General features: G+C 66.8%; 18 protein-coding genes and 1 tRNA gene. 9 read left to right on the top strand and 10 right to left on the bottom strand.

Translation table 11 applies throughout. The features are described 5' to 3' along the window. Positions 1–4 precede the first annotated feature (4 nt). Complete coding sequence (locus ACZ1I2_RS02310) at positions 5–442, bottom strand: DUF3576 domain-containing protein (protein ID WP_372856407.1); 438 nt, start codon at positions 440–442, stop codon at positions 5–7. Positions 443–666: 224 nt separating this feature from the next. Between ACZ1I2_RS02310 and ACZ1I2_RS02305 the strand changes: the two genes are divergently transcribed. Continuing rightward, positions 667–1,377 (top strand): porin, encoded by a 711-nt coding sequence (locus ACZ1I2_RS02305; protein ID WP_465171212.1) that lies wholly within the window; start codon positions 667–669, stop codon positions 1,375–1,377. Here the strand turns inward: ACZ1I2_RS02305 and ACZ1I2_RS02300 are convergent. Next, positions 1,350–1,916, bottom strand: coding sequence for a thiamine phosphate synthase (locus ACZ1I2_RS02300; protein WP_465175261.1), 567 nt, complete (start codon positions 1,914–1,916; stop codon positions 1,350–1,352). The two genes, ACZ1I2_RS02305 and ACZ1I2_RS02300, sit on opposite strands and share 28 nt — an antisense overlap. A 22-nt stretch (positions 1,917–1,938) precedes the next feature. Between ACZ1I2_RS02300 and ACZ1I2_RS02295 the strand changes: the two genes are divergently transcribed. Together ACZ1I2_RS02295 and ACZ1I2_RS02290 are read left to right on the top strand one after the other, a co-directional pair. Next, entirely contained in the window at positions 1,939–2,607 is a 669-nt protein-coding gene (locus ACZ1I2_RS02295) for a YggS family pyridoxal phosphate-dependent enzyme (RefSeq protein ID WP_465175262.1), read from the top strand. Continuing rightward, a complete protein-coding gene (locus ACZ1I2_RS02290) occupies positions 2,604–3,266 on the top strand; it encodes an HAD family hydrolase (protein ID WP_465175263.1) in 663 nt (220 codons plus the stop codon). Before ACZ1I2_RS02295 ends, ACZ1I2_RS02290 begins: the two co-directional genes overlap by 4 nt. Here ACZ1I2_RS02290 and ACZ1I2_RS02285 read toward each other — a convergent pair. From ACZ1I2_RS02285 to ACZ1I2_RS02265, 5 genes are all read right to left on the bottom strand, one after another. Beyond that, on the bottom strand, positions 3,263–3,697 hold the full coding sequence (locus tag ACZ1I2_RS02285; RefSeq protein WP_465175264.1) for a hypothetical protein: 435 nt from the start codon (positions 3,695–3,697) through the stop codon (positions 3,263–3,265). The genes ACZ1I2_RS02290 and ACZ1I2_RS02285 overlap by 4 nt on opposite strands. Position 3,698: 1 nt before the next feature. Then, positions 3,699–4,760, bottom strand: coding sequence for a GTP cyclohydrolase II (gene ribA, locus ACZ1I2_RS02280; RefSeq protein ID WP_465175265.1), 1,062 nt, complete (start codon positions 4,758–4,760; stop codon positions 3,699–3,701). Next, positions 4,757–5,545, bottom strand: a complete 789-nt coding sequence (locus ACZ1I2_RS02275) for an exodeoxyribonuclease III (RefSeq protein WP_465171218.1) — start codon at positions 5,543–5,545, stop codon at positions 4,757–4,759. Before ACZ1I2_RS02275 ends, ribA begins: the two co-directional genes overlap by 4 nt. 228 nt (positions 5,546–5,773) lie before the next feature. Continuing rightward, complete coding sequence (locus tag ACZ1I2_RS02270) at positions 5,774–6,388, bottom strand: LolA family protein (RefSeq protein WP_465175266.1); 615 nt, start codon at positions 6,386–6,388, stop codon at positions 5,774–5,776. 66 nt (positions 6,389–6,454) lie between these two features. Then, entirely contained in the window at positions 6,455–8,749 is a 2,295-nt protein-coding gene (locus ACZ1I2_RS02265) for a DNA translocase FtsK (RefSeq protein ID WP_465175267.1), read from the bottom strand. 125 nt (positions 8,750–8,874) lie between these two features. Between ACZ1I2_RS02265 and ACZ1I2_RS02260 the strand changes: the two genes are divergently transcribed. Further along, entirely contained in the window at positions 8,875–10,092 is a 1,218-nt protein-coding gene (locus ACZ1I2_RS02260; protein WP_465171221.1) for a UbiH/UbiF/VisC/COQ6 family ubiquinone biosynthesis hydroxylase, read from the top strand. A gap of 26 nt (positions 10,093–10,118) precedes the next feature. Next, a complete protein-coding gene (locus tag ACZ1I2_RS02255; RefSeq protein ID WP_465175268.1) occupies positions 10,119–10,643 on the top strand; it encodes a hypothetical protein in 525 nt (174 codons plus the stop codon). Between the two features lie 17 nt (positions 10,644–10,660). Here ACZ1I2_RS02255 and ACZ1I2_RS02250 read toward each other — a convergent pair whose 3' ends face one another. Together ACZ1I2_RS02250 and ACZ1I2_RS02245 are read right to left on the bottom strand one after the other, a co-directional pair. Then, positions 10,661–11,299, bottom strand: a complete 639-nt coding sequence (locus ACZ1I2_RS02250; protein WP_465175269.1) for an LON peptidase substrate-binding domain-containing protein — start codon at positions 11,297–11,299, stop codon at positions 10,661–10,663. Then, positions 11,296–12,192 carry a tetratricopeptide repeat protein gene (locus tag ACZ1I2_RS02245; protein ID WP_465177195.1) on the bottom strand — a complete coding sequence of 299 codons (897 nt, stop codon included), beginning with the start codon at positions 12,190–12,192 and terminating at the stop codon, positions 11,296–11,298. The genes ACZ1I2_RS02250 and ACZ1I2_RS02245 overlap by 4 nt, the downstream gene beginning before the upstream one ends. Positions 12,193–12,366: 174 nt before the next feature. On the opposite strand from ACZ1I2_RS02245, the gene ACZ1I2_RS02240 reads away from it, so the two are divergent. Next, positions 12,367–12,441: transfer RNA gene (locus ACZ1I2_RS02240), tRNA-Gly, on the top strand. A 172-nt stretch (positions 12,442–12,613) separates the two neighbouring features. Beyond that, the gene (locus ACZ1I2_RS02235; protein WP_465175270.1) at positions 12,614–13,270 is read left to right on the top strand and encodes an NAD(P)H-dependent oxidoreductase; all 657 of its coding nucleotides are present in this window, start codon (positions 12,614–12,616) and stop codon (positions 13,268–13,270) included. Between the two features lie 11 nt (positions 13,271–13,281). Here ACZ1I2_RS02235 and ACZ1I2_RS02230 read toward each other — a convergent pair whose 3' ends face one another. Then, positions 13,282–14,046, bottom strand: a complete 765-nt coding sequence (locus tag ACZ1I2_RS02230) for a sterol desaturase family protein (protein ID WP_465175271.1) — start codon at positions 14,044–14,046, stop codon at positions 13,282–13,284. A 187-nt stretch (positions 14,047–14,233) separates the two neighbouring features. Here ACZ1I2_RS02230 and ACZ1I2_RS02225 point away from each other — a divergent pair, with 187 nt between their 5' ends. Together ACZ1I2_RS02225 and ACZ1I2_RS02220 are read left to right on the top strand one after the other, a co-directional pair. Further along, on the top strand, positions 14,234–15,277 hold the full coding sequence (locus tag ACZ1I2_RS02225) for a zinc-dependent alcohol dehydrogenase family protein (RefSeq protein ID WP_465175272.1): 1,044 nt from the start codon (positions 14,234–14,236) through the stop codon (positions 15,275–15,277). After that, complete coding sequence (locus ACZ1I2_RS02220; protein WP_465171226.1) at positions 15,274–15,885, top strand: hypothetical protein; 612 nt, start codon at positions 15,274–15,276, stop codon at positions 15,883–15,885. Before ACZ1I2_RS02225 ends, ACZ1I2_RS02220 begins: the two co-directional genes overlap by 4 nt.

Raw genomic sequence — 15,885 nt, 5'->3', positions numbered from 1 at the left:
CCTTTTAGTTGGCGATGGCGGCACGGCGCAGATCGCGCGCCCGCGTCAGGATGATATCCTCGAGCTTCTGCACGGTCGCGGCCGCGACGGGCGATGCGACCCATTGCCCGCCCTGGTTGACTTCACGCAGCGCTGCCACGCGCAGGCCGTCGGCGCGCAGATCCTGGTCGAGGATCGTCACGGTCACCTTCATGCGCTCGGTCGGGGCGGCCGGGTTCACATACCAGTCGGTCACGATCACGCCGCCGTTCGAATCGGTCTGCAGCAGCGGCATGAAGCTCAGCGTGTCGAGGCTCGCGCGCCAGAGATAGGAGTTCACGCCGATCGTGGTCACCTTGGCGGCGGCCAGATCGGGGGCGGCGCGATCCTTGCCGCGATGGCCACAGGCCATGAGCGGAAGGGCAAGCGAAACCACAATCGCGGTACGCAAAAGGCGGTTCATCGGCGGTTTCCTGGACGGTTTCATGAGAATCTCGGGCATCTATAGATGGTCTCGCGCCTGCCGCAAGCATGGCGCGCGCGGGCGGCCTGTGTGCCGCGAGCAACACTTCGGGGGAAAATGCGTCAAGACAGTGGCAGGGCTGGATCGAATCGTGATAGGCGCCATTTAGAGTGAGGTGCCGAATCCGGGCACTGAAGGGGTCGCACGTGTTTTCAAGGCGTTGGATGTCCGGAATCGGGGTGGGGGCGCTCGTCGCCGCTGGCTTCGCCATGGCACCGGCGATCGGCGCTCCGGGCGATTCCCGCCTGCCGCTCAAGCGCATCGCGCCGCTGAACGTGGGCGACATCAATTCCTTCACGCCGGCCGCGGCCGATCCGAAGCTCGCGGCGGTCTTCGCGCGGAGCGGGCTCGACACCAGCAGTTTCCGTTTCACGCCGACCGATTCGCGCCGCAACGGCAACCGCGCCGTCACGGTCGCGGTCCGTGCGCGGTCGACTCGCACCGCGATGGCCGCCGAGCGCTCTGGCTCGATCATCGATACGCCGTCCTCGGTCAGCATCGCGCCGATCGCCTATAATCTGGGCGTCGCCGTCGGCTGGCGCCGGTTCGCGCTGTCGGGTGACGTCGCCAAGGTCGATCTTGCCGGCATGCCGGGTAGCCGCGAGGCAGTCGATGTCGGCGTCAGCTATTCCGGCAATCGCTTCACCGGCCGCGTGAAGGCGGGGGCCGATCGGCCGCTGCCGAACGGGCCGAAGCTGGTCGAGGAAGCGCCTGCCTATTCGCTCGATGTCGGCGGCTCCTATCGCCTGACCCGCAACCTCGATGTGACGGCCGGCGTGCGCTACAAGGCGGAGCGCGATTATCGCCTCCAGCCCGCGCCGGACGATCGCCGCGACAGCCAGGCAGTCTATATCGGGACGGCGTTCCGCTTCTGATCGGGTAGCCAGGCGTCGATTGCCGCCCAGCCGTGAAATCCCAGCCTCCGCAATGTCCTGAATCGCCGCGCGTCCATGCCGCCCAGCGCGATCGAGGGAATGCCGAGTCCGCGCACGATGGCCGCGGCGCGTGCCGGACCCAGCGCGCCCGCACCGGGATGCGAGCGAGTCGGATAGACCGGCGACACGAACAGCATATCCGCACCGGCGCGCTTGCCGGCGATCGCCTCGGCCCGGCTATGCGCCGCCCAGCTACGGACGCCGCCGGGCAGGCGCCTGCCACGGCCATGAACGCCGGCCTCGTTCGCGAACGACGTGGATCCCGCCCGGATCAGGGTCAGCCGCTTGCGCCGGGCCAGACGCGCCACCCGCGCGAACAGGGCGCGCCGTTCCGCCAGGCCTGTCGCGTGGTGGCGAAACACGATCCCCGCGCCGCGCGGCAGGGCATGAATCGCCGCCCATAGATCGTCGCCCACCCGCTCGTCGGTCATCAGCCAGAGCGTCGGAATCGGCGGGCGCTTGGGGTGGCGGTGCGGCACGCCCCTGCCTATAGCGCTGCCGATGCAGCCCGACGACCCCGAGACCCGCCTCAATATCGTGCGCGAGGCGATCGCCCGCGCCGCCCGGCTTGCCGACCGCAAGGCCGATGCGGTGACCCTTATCGCCATATCGAAGACCAGGAACGCCGATGAGATCGAGCCGCTGCTCGCGGCGGGCCAGCGCGTGTTTGGCGAGAATCGCGTTCAGGAGGCTCAGGCGAAATGGCCAATGCTGCGCGAGGCCTGGCCCGATGTGCGCCTGCACCTGGTCGGCCAGCTTCAGTCGAACAAGGCCGAGGAAGCGGTCGCGCTGTTCGATGCGATTCACTCGGTCGACCGGCCTTCGCTGATCGCCGCGCTCGCCCGCGCGATGGAGCGGCAAGGCCGGCGGCCCGATTGCTTCCTTCAGGTCAATATCGGCGATGAGGAGCAGAAGGGCGGCTGCGCGATCGACGCCCTGCCGGCCCTGCTCGCCGAAGCGCGAGATGCGGGGCTGCCGATCGTCGGCCTGATGGCGGTGCCCCCGGCCGACGTGGAGCCGGCACCCTATTTCGCGTTGCTCGCCAAGCTGGCGCGAGACAATGGTCTCGACCAACTCAGCATGGGCATGTCGGGCGATTACGAGACGGCGGTAACGCTTGGCGCGACTCATGTCCGTATCGGCACTGCCCTGTTCGGCGCGCGCGCATGAAGGTTGACGCACTGATCTTCGATTTCGACGGGGTGCTGCTCGAAAGCGAATATGCCGGCAACAAGCAGATCGCCGACTATCTCACCGGCGCCGGCCATCCGACCACGGCCGAGGAATCCATGGCCAATTTCATGGGGCTGGCGGGCGGCGATTTCCTCGCGGCGATCGAGCGCTGGATCGGCCGGGCCGTGCCCGACGATTTCCACGTGGCACGCAAGGCCGAGGACGACCGGGCGATGCGCGAAGGGCTGGATGCAGTTGCCGGCGCGGTCGCCTTCGTGCGCGGCCTGCCCGCTGACCTCCCCCGCGCCATCGCCTCTTCGAGCACGACGCGCTGGATCGAGCGCCATCTCGAGCATCTCGGCATCCGCGACGCGTTCGGCGACAGGATCTTCTCGGGGCGCGAGCATGTCGATCGCGGCAAGCCCGCGCCCGATCTCTATCTTCATGCCGCGGCGGCGCTGGGCGTCGATATCGGGCGGTGCGCGATCCTTGAGGATTCGCCCGTAGGCGCGACCGGCGCGGTCGCCTCCGGCGCCTGGGTCATCGGCTTTTGCGGTGGCACGCATTGCGGTCCCGATCACGCCGCCAGGCTCAGCGCGCTCGGCGTTCGCGACATCGCGACGGATTTCGACGAGGTCGCCCGGTTGCTCGCCTAGCGTTCGCGCGCGAGCGTGTAGGTCCGCAGCGCCATCGCATCATGATAGGCATTGTGCGGTACGGCGCTCATCGCGGCTGAATCGAAGCCGATCGAATCGAGCATTTCGAACCTGATCCGGTCGAGCGCCATGCGCCGCCCCGGCGCGATGACCATCAGCATCGCCGCATGGGCGATATCCTCCGGCCAGTCGGCGACCAGCAGGGGATCGGGGTCGTCACCCAGATAGGTCTCGAACCGGCGCGCCAACGTCGCGCGATCCACCGGCACGGTAGCCAGCACCGGCAGGACGTGGTCGATGACCCATGGCGTCGGCCGGTCGCATCGCACCGCTTCGTAAAAGGGCGGCACGTCATCGGCCTCGGGCACCAGTGCGAGCGAGATCAGCTCGCCACCGAACCCGTTGAATTCGACGTCGAGGAAATAGCGCACCTTAGAACTGATGTCCGGTGCGGTCGCGCTTGGTCGCCAGATAACGTTCGTTGAAGGGGTTGGCCGGCAGGATATGCGGCACGCGTTCGACCACCTTGATTCCTGCGCCCTCGAGCTGCGCGACCTTTTCCGGATTGTTGGTCAGCAACCGCACCGATCGCTGGCCGAGCAGTTCGAGCATCCGCGCCGCGACCGCGAAATTGCGCGAATCGACCGCGAAGCCGAGCCGCGTGTTTGCATCGACCGTGTCGAACCCCTGATCCTGCAGCGCATAGGCGCGCAGCTTGTTGATCAGCCCGATCCCGCGCCCTTCCTGGCGCAGATAGAGCAAGATGCCCCAGCCGCTGTCCGAGATCGCGCGGATCGCCGCATCGAGCTGCGGTCCGCAATCGCATTTCAGGCTGCCGAGCACGTCTCCGGTCAGGCATTCGCTGTGCAGACGCACCAGCGGCGGCTGTCCGTTCGGTGCGCCGATCAGCAGCGCAACATGCTCGCCCGGCATCTCGGGCGTGCGAAAGGCGACGATCTCGGTATCCTCGGCCCCCGACACCGGCAGACGCGCGCGCGTCGCGATGGTCAGCCGCGCCGCATCCTCATGCGCATCGATATCCGCCGGCGTCAGCGTCACCTGGGCCGTCGCGCCGGGGTTGGCGAAAAAGGCCGGCAATACGCCACCGATCCGCGCCAGCCGCAGCGCGGCGGCAGCGGCGTCGGGCGCTTCGACCGCAATCGCGCGGAACGGGCCCTTCAGCGGGGTCCGAAGGTCGAATTGCGGATCGGCCAGCGCAGTTGCCGCGGCGAAGTCCAGCCAGGGCGCACGCTCGACCAGTACCGGGCAATCGGGCGCCGCCGCCTCGCGCTGGTTGGCGAGCTTCAGGGTCGCCGCGCGACCCGAGGTGAGCAGCACCGATGCCCGCCCATCCGGATCGAACGCGGCCAGCCGCGTCGGGTCGGTCGTCTCGATCGGCAGCAAGGCGAGCGTTCCGTCGGCCCCCGCGATCGCGATCGGCCATCCGCGCCGCAAGGCGTCGATTGCTTCTGCCGTCCTTCGTGCGTCGGTCACACTGCGAACTCGGTCATGATGGGGATATGGTCGGAGGGTTTCAGCCAGCTTCGGCAATCCTCGAACACCGTGTGGCCCACCGCCGTCTTCGCGACATCGGTAGTGGCCCACATATGGTCGAGCCGCCGCCCGCGGTCCGAGGCGAGCCAGTCCTTCGCGCGGTAGCTCCACCAGGTGAACAGTCGGTCCGGCGCCGGCACGAAATGCCGCCCGAGATCGACCCAGTCGTTCGATGCCTTCAGCCCGTCCAGCGCCGCGACCTCGATCGGGGTGTGGCTGACCACGTCGAGCAGCTGCTTGTGGCTCCACACGTCGGATTCGAGCGGGGCGATGTTGAAATCGCCGACCAGGATCGTCGGTACGTTCAAGCCTTCCGACCAGCGCGTCATGCGCTCGACGAAATCGAGCTTCTGGCCGAATTTCGGGTTCACGTCGCGGTCCGGCACGTCGCCGCCCGCAGGCACATAGACATTTTCCAGCCGCACGCCGTTGTTCAGTCGTACCCCGACATGCCGCGCTTCGCGATTGGCCTGCCAGTCGAAGCGGTCGTCCTCGACCAGCGGCACGCGGCTGATGATCGCCACGCCGTGGTGCATGCGCTGCCCGTGCAGGATGATGTGGTTATAGCCCAGCGCGCGGAACGGCGCGGTGGGGAAATCCCCGTCGATCACCTTGGTTTCCTGAAGGCACAAAATGTCCGGGGACACTTCACGCAGAAAACGTTCGACAATCTCGATACGGAAGCGAACCGAGTTGATGTTCCAGGAAACGATCTTGAGCGCCATCAAGGCGATGTAGCGGCGGGAATGGGTGCCGACAAGGAAAGCGACGGAAGGGGAAAGAACCGGAAATGGAAAGGCCCTCGCTCCGGGGGCATGGAGCGAGGGCCGACCTAGCGTTCGTCACGCAGGCGGGAAGCAGGTCGTCCGAGCAACAGGGGGAAAATCCCGGGCCGCCCCACATCCGCAATGTCTTTTTAGGACTGCTAACCTGTCGCCACTATGAACGAAGGGTCAGTTTCGGCCCAAACTTCGCCGCGGGTCGTTCCAATTGAACGTCCTGTCGCTCACGGGCGCGTTGAAATGCTGGTTCGACAGACGGATCGTCGTGCGGTTGTTTTGCGAATCGAGCGCGACCCAGCCCTGCAGCATCAGCCCGCCCGGCGCGCTCGCGTCGCGGATGAAGACGAGCGTGATGCGACCATATTCGGGATGTTTGGGGTCGTTCGCCTCGACCGAGATGATGCGTGGGTCGAAACCCGGCACGACCTTGGCGAAGCGCGTCATGTCCTTGCTCGGATCCAGCAAGATGCTGAGCGGCGAATTGCCGATCGGCCAGCGTTGCACCTGCTTTACCGAATAATCGATGAAGGTCAGCGCCCGGCCGTCGCCGACGATCAGGATCGGCACGCCCTTTTCATATTGGAAACGGACCTTGCCGGGCTTCTTCAGCGTCAGGGTGCCGGTCAGCACCTTGCCGGCGCGGTCGGTCTGGCTGAACGCGGCGGTCAGGCTCTGCACCGACTGGAGATGGCTCTGGACGAGCGCGAGATCGCCGGTGGCCGGGGCCGCTGCGACCAGTGCCGGGACGGCGAGCGCCGCCAGCACCGACAGATTGCGAAGGATCACGATATTCTCCCGAGACAGGTCCCGGCGCTAGGCACGCCGGGTTGAACCCCTTCTGAACCACGAGTCCTACAGCGGGTTCCCGTCCCGGTCGCGCAGCACGTCGCGCCGGCCGACATGGTCGGGGCGGCTGACGATGCCGTCCTTTTCCATCCGCTCGATCAGCCGTGCGGCGCTGTTATAGCCGATCCGGAGCTGGCGCTGCAGCCACGAGGTCGATGCCTTCTGGCTTTCCACGACGAGCTGGATGGCGGCGCGATATTGCTGGTCCTCGGCCGAATCCTCGCCATCGGGCGCGCCGTCGAGCGCAAAGCCATCCTCAGGCTCCTCGGTGACTGACTGGATATAGTCGGGCCGTCCCTGCGCGCGCCAGTGATCCGCCACCGCGCGGACTTCGTCGTCGCTGACGAACGGCCCGTGCACGCGCACGATGCCCTTGCCGCCCGGCATGTAGAGCATGTCGCCCTTGCCCAGCAGCTGCTCGGCGCCCTGTTCGCCCAGAATGGTGCGCGAATCGATCTTGGAGGTGACGTGGAAGCTGATGCGGGTCGGCAGGTTCGCCTTGATCACGCCCGTGATGACGTCGACCGAGGGCCGCTGAGTCGCCATGATCAGGTGGATGCCCGCCGCGCGCGCCTTTTGCGCGAGCCGCTGGATCAGGAATTCGACTTCCTTGCCCGCGGTCATCATCAGATCGGCGAGCTCGTCGACGATCACCACGATCTGCGGCAGCGGCTGGAAGTCGAGCGTCTCCTCCTCATAGATCGGCTGGCCGGTCTCCGCGTCATAGCCGGTCTGGACGCGCCGCCCGAGCGGCTGGCCCTTGGTCCGTGCCGCGCGCACCTTCTCGTTGAAGCTGGCGAGGCTGCGCACCCCGACCGAGGACATCATGCGATAGCGTTCCTCCATCTGCTCGACCGCCCATTTCAGGGCACGGACCGCCTTGGCCGGATCGGTGACGACGGGGGAGAGAAGATGCGGGATGTCCTCGTACATGCTCAGTTCGAGCATCTTGGGATCGATCATGATCATCCGGCACTGGTCCGGGCGCAGCCGGTAGAGCAGCGACAGGATCATGCAGTTCAGGCCGACCGACTTGCCTGACCCGGTCGTGCCGGCGACGAGCAGATGCGGCATCGGCGCGAGATCGGCGATGACGGGGTCGCCCGCGATGTTCTTGCCGAGCACCAGCGGCAGCGAGGCGGACTGGTCGTCGAACGACTGCGATCCGATCAGCTCGTGCAGCCCGACCGTCTCGCGCCGGACATTGGGCAGCTCGATGCCGATCACCGTGCGCCCCGGGATGGTCGCGACGCGCGCCGAGATCGCCGACATGTTGCGCGCGATATCGTCGGCAAGCTGGATCACCCGGCTCGCCTTGATGCCCGATGCCGGCTCCAACTCGTACATCGTCACCACAGGGCCGGGCCGGATGTTGATGATCGATCCCTTGACGTGGAAATCGTCGAGCACCGATTCGAGCAGCCGGGCATTGCGTTCCAGCGCGGCCTTGTCGACCGGCCCGCCCGGTGCGGGCGGCGCCGGCTTCAGCAGGTCGAGCGGGGGAAGCTGGGAGTTGTCGCCGAGGTCGAACGACGCCTGCTTGGCCTTGGGCTTGGCCACCGATGGCGCGAGATTGCGTTCGGCGATGACTGGCCCGGGTCGCGAATCGGGGGTTGCGACGGCCCGCGGCGTGGGTTTGCGCACCGGCTCGGGCGCCAGGATTTCCTGTTCGGGTGTGCGGCGCTCCGCCTTGACCGGTTTCGGCCTGGGCATGCGGCGCGGACGATCGGCGATATCGATGATGAAGCTGAGTGCCCACACCGCGGCGCCGGCCAGCGCGAAGGTCACCGCCACGGCACGCGACGTCCACAGGATCATATTCGGGTCGCCGATAAAGCCCATGCCCCAGCGCAGCAGATCGGCAATTCCGAGGCCGATCGCGCCGCTATATCCGGCGGGGAAGCCGTGCACCGCGGCGCTGGAAATGAGGGCAATGGTCGTATCGGCCAACAGGATGCCGCCAAGCGACGCCGCCAGCATCAGCCTCCAGCGGCCGACCGGCACGTCGGCCCATAGCCGCATCGCGAGGATCATGACGATCGGCAACGCTGCAAACGCCGACACGCCGAACACAGTGTACAGAATATCCGCGGTCCAGGCGCCCGGCGTGCCCAGCCAGTTCTCGGCCGGCCCGCCCGAGGCGGTGTTCAGCGACGGATCCCCCGAATGATAGGTGATCAGCGCGACGAACAGGAGCAAAGCGACGATGGCGATGGCCATCGCGCCGATCAGCGCGCCGCTTCGCGCGGCACCTGCCTTCACCGTCTCGCGCCACAAGGGCGGCTGCGCCCGGCTAGCCATGATCTGGTCCTCGATTGTTCGCTGTCTGTACGCGCGGAATCATCGCTCCTGGCGAGTCCGACGTCAAGGTTAAGCCATTGGGCGGGCGCATTGGCACCGTGCCCGACGCACGCTAGAGCGAGGGCATGGATAGAGCGGACGTCATCATTCTGGGCGGTGGCCTGGTCGGCAGCGCACTCGCCGTGGCGCTCGACGCGCACGGCCTCACTGCCATCGTCATCGACATTGCCGATCCGCAGGTGATCCTCGCCGCCGACTTCGACGGCCGCGCCTCGGCGATCGCCAGCGCGCCCTATCGCATGCTGGAGACGATCGGCGTGGTGGGCCGGCTGGGCGGCCATGGCTGCCCGATCCAGGGCATCCGGGTCAGCGACGGGCTCGAACCCGGCGCGCTCGATTTCGAGCCCGATGCGGAAAGCGGCGCGCTCGGTCACATGTTCGAGAATCGGCGGCTGCGCGGCGCGTTGCTCGAATCGGCCGAAGCGGCACCCGGCGTCGACGTGCGGATGAAGACGCGCGCCGTCGCGGTCGATCGCGGCGCGCACGGCGTTACCGTCACGCTCGATTCGGGGGCGGTCGTCACCGCCCCGTTGCTGATCGCCGCCGAAGGCCGCAACTCGCCGACGCGCGAATCGGCCGGGCTGAAGGTCGCGCGCTGGACCTATGATCATGCCGCGCTGGTGACCTCGCTTCACCACGAGCATAGCCACGACAATATCGCCTATGAAATCTTCTACCCGAAGGGCCCGTTCGCGATCCTGCCGCTGAACGACGACGCCCAGGGCCATCGCTCGGCGATCGTCTGGTCGGTGCGCCGAGACGAAGCGGCGGGCATGCTCAAACTCTCCGATCGCGGTTTCCTCGCCGAGGCGGAGAAGCGGATGGGTGGCTTCCTCGGCAAGCTCGGCCCGCTCGGCGCGCGCTCGAGCTATCCGCTCGGCTTCCATCACGCCGCGACGATCACCGCCGACCGGCTCGCTCTGGTCGGCGATGCCGCGCACGGCATCCACCCGATCGCCGGTCAGGGCGTCAATGTCGGCTTCCGCGACGTGGCGACGCTGGTGGAGGTGCTGGTCGACGGTAAACGCCTCGGCCTCGATCTCGGCGATCCGCAGCTTCTCGCCCGCTACGAGCGCTGGCGCAGCCTCGACACCTTCATGGTCGCCGCCGCCACCGACGGCCTGACGCGCCTGTTCGGCATTCCCGGCCGCACTGCCTCCGCAGTACGCCGGTTCGGCCTGTCGGCGGTCCAGAAGCTGCCGCCGCTCAAGGACCGCTTCATGGCCGAGGCGCGGGGCGAATCGGGTGACGTGCCGAAGCTGCTTCAGGGGCTGACGGTTTAGATCTTTTCGCAAGAAGGAAGTCGCGGATGAGCGTCATCGTCGCCCTGGCAATTCTGGCGGCCGCGCAGGACGGAACGCCAACAGCTGCCGATCCTCTCGCGCCGGCAGCGTCCGGCATGCTGCAATGCTATGAGCCGGACGTCGCGAAGCACAGCTGCCGGTCGCTTGCGGGTTACCGTAAGCGGCCCGATGGCAACTATGACAATAGCGCCACCGTCCTGGTCTCGCCGGCTCCACTGGTCATCGTGGACACGGTCACGACGGTGGAGATCGATGCGGGCGCTGTCTGCGGGACGATCCGGAAACAGGATATCGACGCGGCCGGCATCTCGCTCGAGGGCCAGAAGCTCAGCGAGAGTGAGGCGGTGGGGATCCGCCAGTTGATAGCGGGTGGTCTGGCGAGCATCATCGATCGCCGCATCTGCACCACCTATGTGCCCGCCGGCTCGGACTATGTGGCGAAGGCCACCATTGAGGGCGCGACGACGCCGCCGTTGGAACAGAAGATGATCTGGGTGGCACCGACGGACGGATACAAGGTCGGGATGTAACACCGAGGCACAGAGCGCTATTGCAGCGTCACCGAATCCTCGCCGTCGTGGCGGCCGAAGAACTGCATCAGCTGGATGATCAGCTCGGCGCGGTCCTCGATCCCCGGCGCTTCGAGCAGCGCCTGCTTTGCCGCCACGTCGAACGGCGCGATCTGGGCGATGCCATTGACCAATGCCTCGTCGTCGAGCCGGGTTACGGCCTCCCAGTCGACCGCATAGCCCTGCGCGTCGGCGAAGCGGCGCGATTCGATCTCGAGCGAGGATCGCCGAGACAGCGACAAGATCTCGGCTTCGCTCGGCACCGGCAGCAACAGCGCCTCGACCTGGCGGAATGCGGTCGTCACGTCGAGTTCGCGGATGATGCGGAACAGCGCGACACCTTCCAGCACGAGATTGTAGCGTCCGTCCTCGCTCGCCTCGAACTCGGCGATCTTCCCGACACAGCCGATCTCGAACAGCGCCGGGGCCTCGCCGGGCGCCAGCGGGCCAGGGCGCGGCTGGATCATGCCGATCCGCCGGTCGCGCGCCATCGAATCGGATATCATCGCGCGGTATCGCGGCTCGAAGATGTGCAGCGGCAAGTGCATGCCGGGAAACAGCAGCGCACCGGGGAGCGGGAAGATCGAGAGCCGAGTCGAGACCGGCGCGTCGGTCATCCGAACAGGATCGCCGACAGCCGTCGCCGCTGCGCCGAAACCCAGGGATCCTCCAGGCCGACCACGTCGAACAGCTTCAGCAGCTGCTGGCGTGCCGCGCCCTCGTTCCAGTCTCTGTCGGCGGCAATGATGTCCAGCAGCGAATCGGCTGCCGCGTCGCGGTCGCCCGCCGCCATCTGGCCGCCGGCGAGCTCGAATCTCTTGTCGAGATCATCCGGGTTCGCCGCCACTTCCGCCGCCAGGCCCGCCAGGTCGTCGACCGGCTTGGCGTCCTGCGCCAGCGCCACCGCCGATTTCGCGCGCTCGATCTCGGGCAGCTTGGCGAGCTCCTCGGGCAGCGCCGCGATCGCCGCCTCGGCCTCGTCGATCCGATTCGCCGCGACCAGCGCGCGCACCCGGCCAGACAATATGGCGGGGTGCTCCGGCACCATCTCGCCGATCTGTTCGAACACGGACAGCGCCCGATCTGTGTCGCCGTCAGCCAGCAATTGCTCGCCCATCGCGATCAGCGGCTCGATCTCGGCCTCGGCGCTGGCCACTTCGCTCTCCACCGGCAGCTGGCGGAGGATCTGGTCGAGCATCGTCTTCAGCTGCGATTCGGTGCGTGCGCTGGTCAGGTCGGCGACCAGCTGCCCCTGGAACATCGCATAGACGGTCGGGATCGACTTGATCTGGAATTGGGCGGAGATGAACTGGTTCTTGTCGGTATCGACCTTGGCCAGCACCACGCCCTTGTCGGCATACTCGGCCGCGACCTTCTCCAGCACCGGGGTCAGCGCCTTGCACGGCCCGCACCATTCGGCCCAGAAATCGATGATGACGAGCTTCGTCATCGATGGCTCGACGACGTCGCGCCGGAACCCTTCGACTGCCTCGCGCTCCGCGGCGGTCATTCCCAAACTGGCCAAGTGTCGCTCCCGTACTTCTATGTCGCGCCTTATGTGGGTGCGCGGGCGCTCAAGCCAACCCTTTTCGTCGGTTGTGCATCAAGGGGTTGCCGGACCCAAAAGCCGATGCTAGAGGCCGCCCCCTTACCCGCCCGGTCCACCGACCGGTCAGGCGCCAGAGCGGGCGTAGCTCAGGGGTAGAGCACAACCTTGCCAAGGTTGGGGTCGAGGGTTCGAATCCCTTCGCCCGCTCCAGTTTTCCCAATGGGAATCAGCGAATTTCCTGGATTGGCCGCGCAAGCGGCCTTTTCCATATGTCGGGCGCGCGGGTTTCGCGATTCGTCCCATCTACCGCGCCGGGCTCCGTACATCTCCGGAGGGCGGTTGGGCGTCAACCCCGCTAGAATGCCGGGAAAGGAGATCCAGCATGACCGATGAGTCCCAGTCCTCCGCGATTCGCCATGTCGTGATTCTCTGCCACCCGGAACAGGAAAGCTTCAACGCGTCGGTCGCTCATGCCTACAGCACCGAGGTCAACCGGCACGGCCATGAGGTGCTGGTCCGTGACCTGTACGCCATGGGGTTTCATCCGGTGTTGAAGTCGGCGGAGCGCCCCGGAGCCGGCTTCCGGCAGTTCGCTGATATCGAGGACGAACTGGCCCTCCTCAGCACCGCGGCCGTGTTCGTGCTGGTCTATCCACTCTGGTTCGGCACCCCGCCTGCGATGATGAAGGGATATATCGAGCGCGTGCTCGGAACCGGGGTGCTCCCCGGCGACGTACAGGGCCGCTCCGCCAAGGGCGTGCTTGCGGGCAAACGCATGCTGAGCTTCACCTCGTCGGGCCTGAAGGACATCTGGCTCGACGAGCAAGGGCAGCTGCAATCGCTGATCACCTGTTTCGATCATTATCTCCAGAACGCGTTCGCCATGGGTCCGTCACGGCATTTTCACTATGGGTCGATCGTTGCCGGCATGGATCCGCGTTGGGTCCGGCAACATCTCGAAGACGTGCGAACCCAGGCCCGCGCAATCGTGCAGGATCTCGAGCAGGAGCGTGCCGCGACCTCGGCTTTGCCGTCCTGAAGGATGCGCGCTCAGCCCCGTCGGCGGGGATGCCCCGTCGCTACGCCGCCGGACAGGCGGGCGACCCACGGATAGCGCGCGGCGACCTCCTCGGTATAGCCGAGGTTGAACACCGTCGGGCTTTTCGCCGGCCGCTCGCTGCGGCTGTAGAGCGTGCCGAACAGGCGATCCCACAGGAAGTTGGTGATGCCGAAATTGCCATGCTCGTCGTGGAAATGATGCTCCATATGGCGTTGCTTCATCACTGCCAGCCACCGGACGCGCGGCTTGTAGGCGAGGTGCTGGATGCAGTGGAAGAATTCGTAGAAGCAGGTAGCGAGCAGGCCGGTCGCGAACCCTGCCGCGGCGCCGCCGACCCCGCCGATCAGCCAGCCGGGCAGCGCCGAGACGATCAGCAATGTCGGCAGTGTCGTGTAGAGCGCGCCGAACAGCACCTCGAGATGGTTGGGATCCTGGTGATGGTCGTAATGGATGCGCTTCCACAGCCCGGCGAGCGCTGGCACCTTGAACATCCAGTGGCAGTGCAGCACCCAGCGGTGCAGCGCGTACCACACCAGGGGATATGCCAGCACCACCAGCAGGATCGCCGCGAGCGTCGGCGCCGCCGCCGCCGGGCGCCACAGCCAGATGCCGATCGAGGCCATGGTCAGCACGAGATAGCTGAGGATCGTGTAATGCCCGAAATAGGCGGCCACCAGCTCGCCCAGGGTCATCCGGTCGAGATGGTGCGATTGCGTCCAGAAGGCGCGACGCGGGGCGGGATGGCGAAGATGCATGGGAATGGCTGGTCCGGTTGAGCTCGCTGGCGAGCGGATCGCGTCAGCGGTTATCATCGTGCCGACCGCGCCGGGTTGACGGCGATCAAACGCGCGTGCCGGCGGCAGCTTCGTATTTCTACCAATAGGCCCGGGCCGGCGGACGTCGCATCGATCGCGCATCGCCAACAGTCGCAGGACTCGCATCATGCAAGCGCTCGTTTATCAGGGCCCCGGCCGCAAGGCGTTGGAGGAACGTCCCAGGCCCGTCATCGTCGACGCCGGCGATGCGATCGTTCGCGTCACCAGGACCACGATCTGCGGCACCGACCTCCACATCCTGAAAGGCGACGTGCCGACCTGCGCGCCGGGCCGCATCCTCGGCCATGAGGGTGTCGGGGTGATCGAGGCGATCGGCGCGGGCGTGACCGCGTTCAAGCCCGGCGACCATGTGCTGATCTCGTGCATCACCTCTTGCGGGCGCTGCGACTATTGCCGGCGCGGCATGTATTCGCACTGCGTCACCGGCGGCTGGATCCTCGGCAACATGATCGACGGCACGCAGGCCGAGTTCGTGCGCATCCCGCATGCCGACACCAGCCTTTATCCGATCCCCGCCGGCGCGGACGAGGAAGCACTGGTGATGCTCAGCGACATCCTGCCGACTGGCTTCGAATGCGGCGTGCTCAACGGCAAGGTATCGCCCGGCTCAAGCGTCGCGATCGTCGGGGCCGGGCCGATCGGCCTGGCCACCCTGCTGACCGCGCAATTCTATTCGCCGGCCGAAATCATCATGATCGATCTCGACGACAATCGGCTTGAGGTGGCGCGTCGTTTCGGGGCGACCCATGCGATCAACAGCGCCGATGGCGCGGTCGAGGCGGTCAAGGCGATCACCGGAGGCCGCGGCGTCGATGCGGCAATCGAGGCGGTGGGTATCCCGGCAACCTTCGAACTGTGCGAGCAGATCGTCGCGCCGGGCGGCGTGATCGCGAATATCGGCGTGCATGGTGCCAAGGTCGACCTGCATCTCGAAGCGCTCTGGTCGCAGAACATCTCGATCACCACGCGGCTGGTGGATACTGCGACCACGGCGATGCTGCTCAAGACCGTCACGTCGAACAAGCTCGACCCGACCAGGCTGATCACGCATCGCTTCAGTCTGGACGATGTGCTCCAGGCCTATGACGTGTTCGGCCGCGCCGCCGAAACCAGCGCGCTCAAGGTGATCATCGACGCGAGTGCGCCATGAGCGCGGTCGCACCGGCCGACCGCCGCTTCGGCTATTGGGCGGCGATCGGTGCCTGCGCGGCAAGCATCGCCTATGGCGTGCCGCAGGTCCTGCAGGTGGCCGGATGGCTGCCGACACCGCTCGACCGCTATCTCGTCTTCGCGCCGTCGCTCGCGCTGGCGCCGCTGTTCGTGCTCGCCATGGCGGCGTCGAGCGCGCAGGCGGCGCCGGAGCATCGCGCCAGGCGGCTCGGGGCGCTGGCGCTGGCGGTGGTCTATGCGACTCAGGTCAGCAGCGCCTATGCCATCCAGCTCGGTTCGGTCCTGCCGCGCGAAGCGGCCGGGCAGATCGGACCGTTCAGCGACTTTACCTGCTGCACCTTCCGCGCCCCGATCACGACGGTCGACCTGCTCGGCTACACTCATATGTGCCTGTCGTTGCTGCTCCTCGCGACGACCTATGGGCGCGGATGGCTGCGCTGGATGCTGCTCGCCAATGGCGCGCTGGCGCCGGCGCTGTTCTTCCAGCTCGTCTGGCCGGAACTGATCCTTGTCGGGGCGATCTGGCTGGTCGTCTTTCCGCTGGCGATGGCGCTGCTTGCCCGCGACCTCGATCGCGGGGACAGCTGA

This window comes from Sphingomonas sp. BL-S-29 (genome assembly GCF_055521495.1).
Note: the sequence above shows the minus strand (reverse complement) of the source record. Positions and strands in the feature narration are given on the sequence as shown.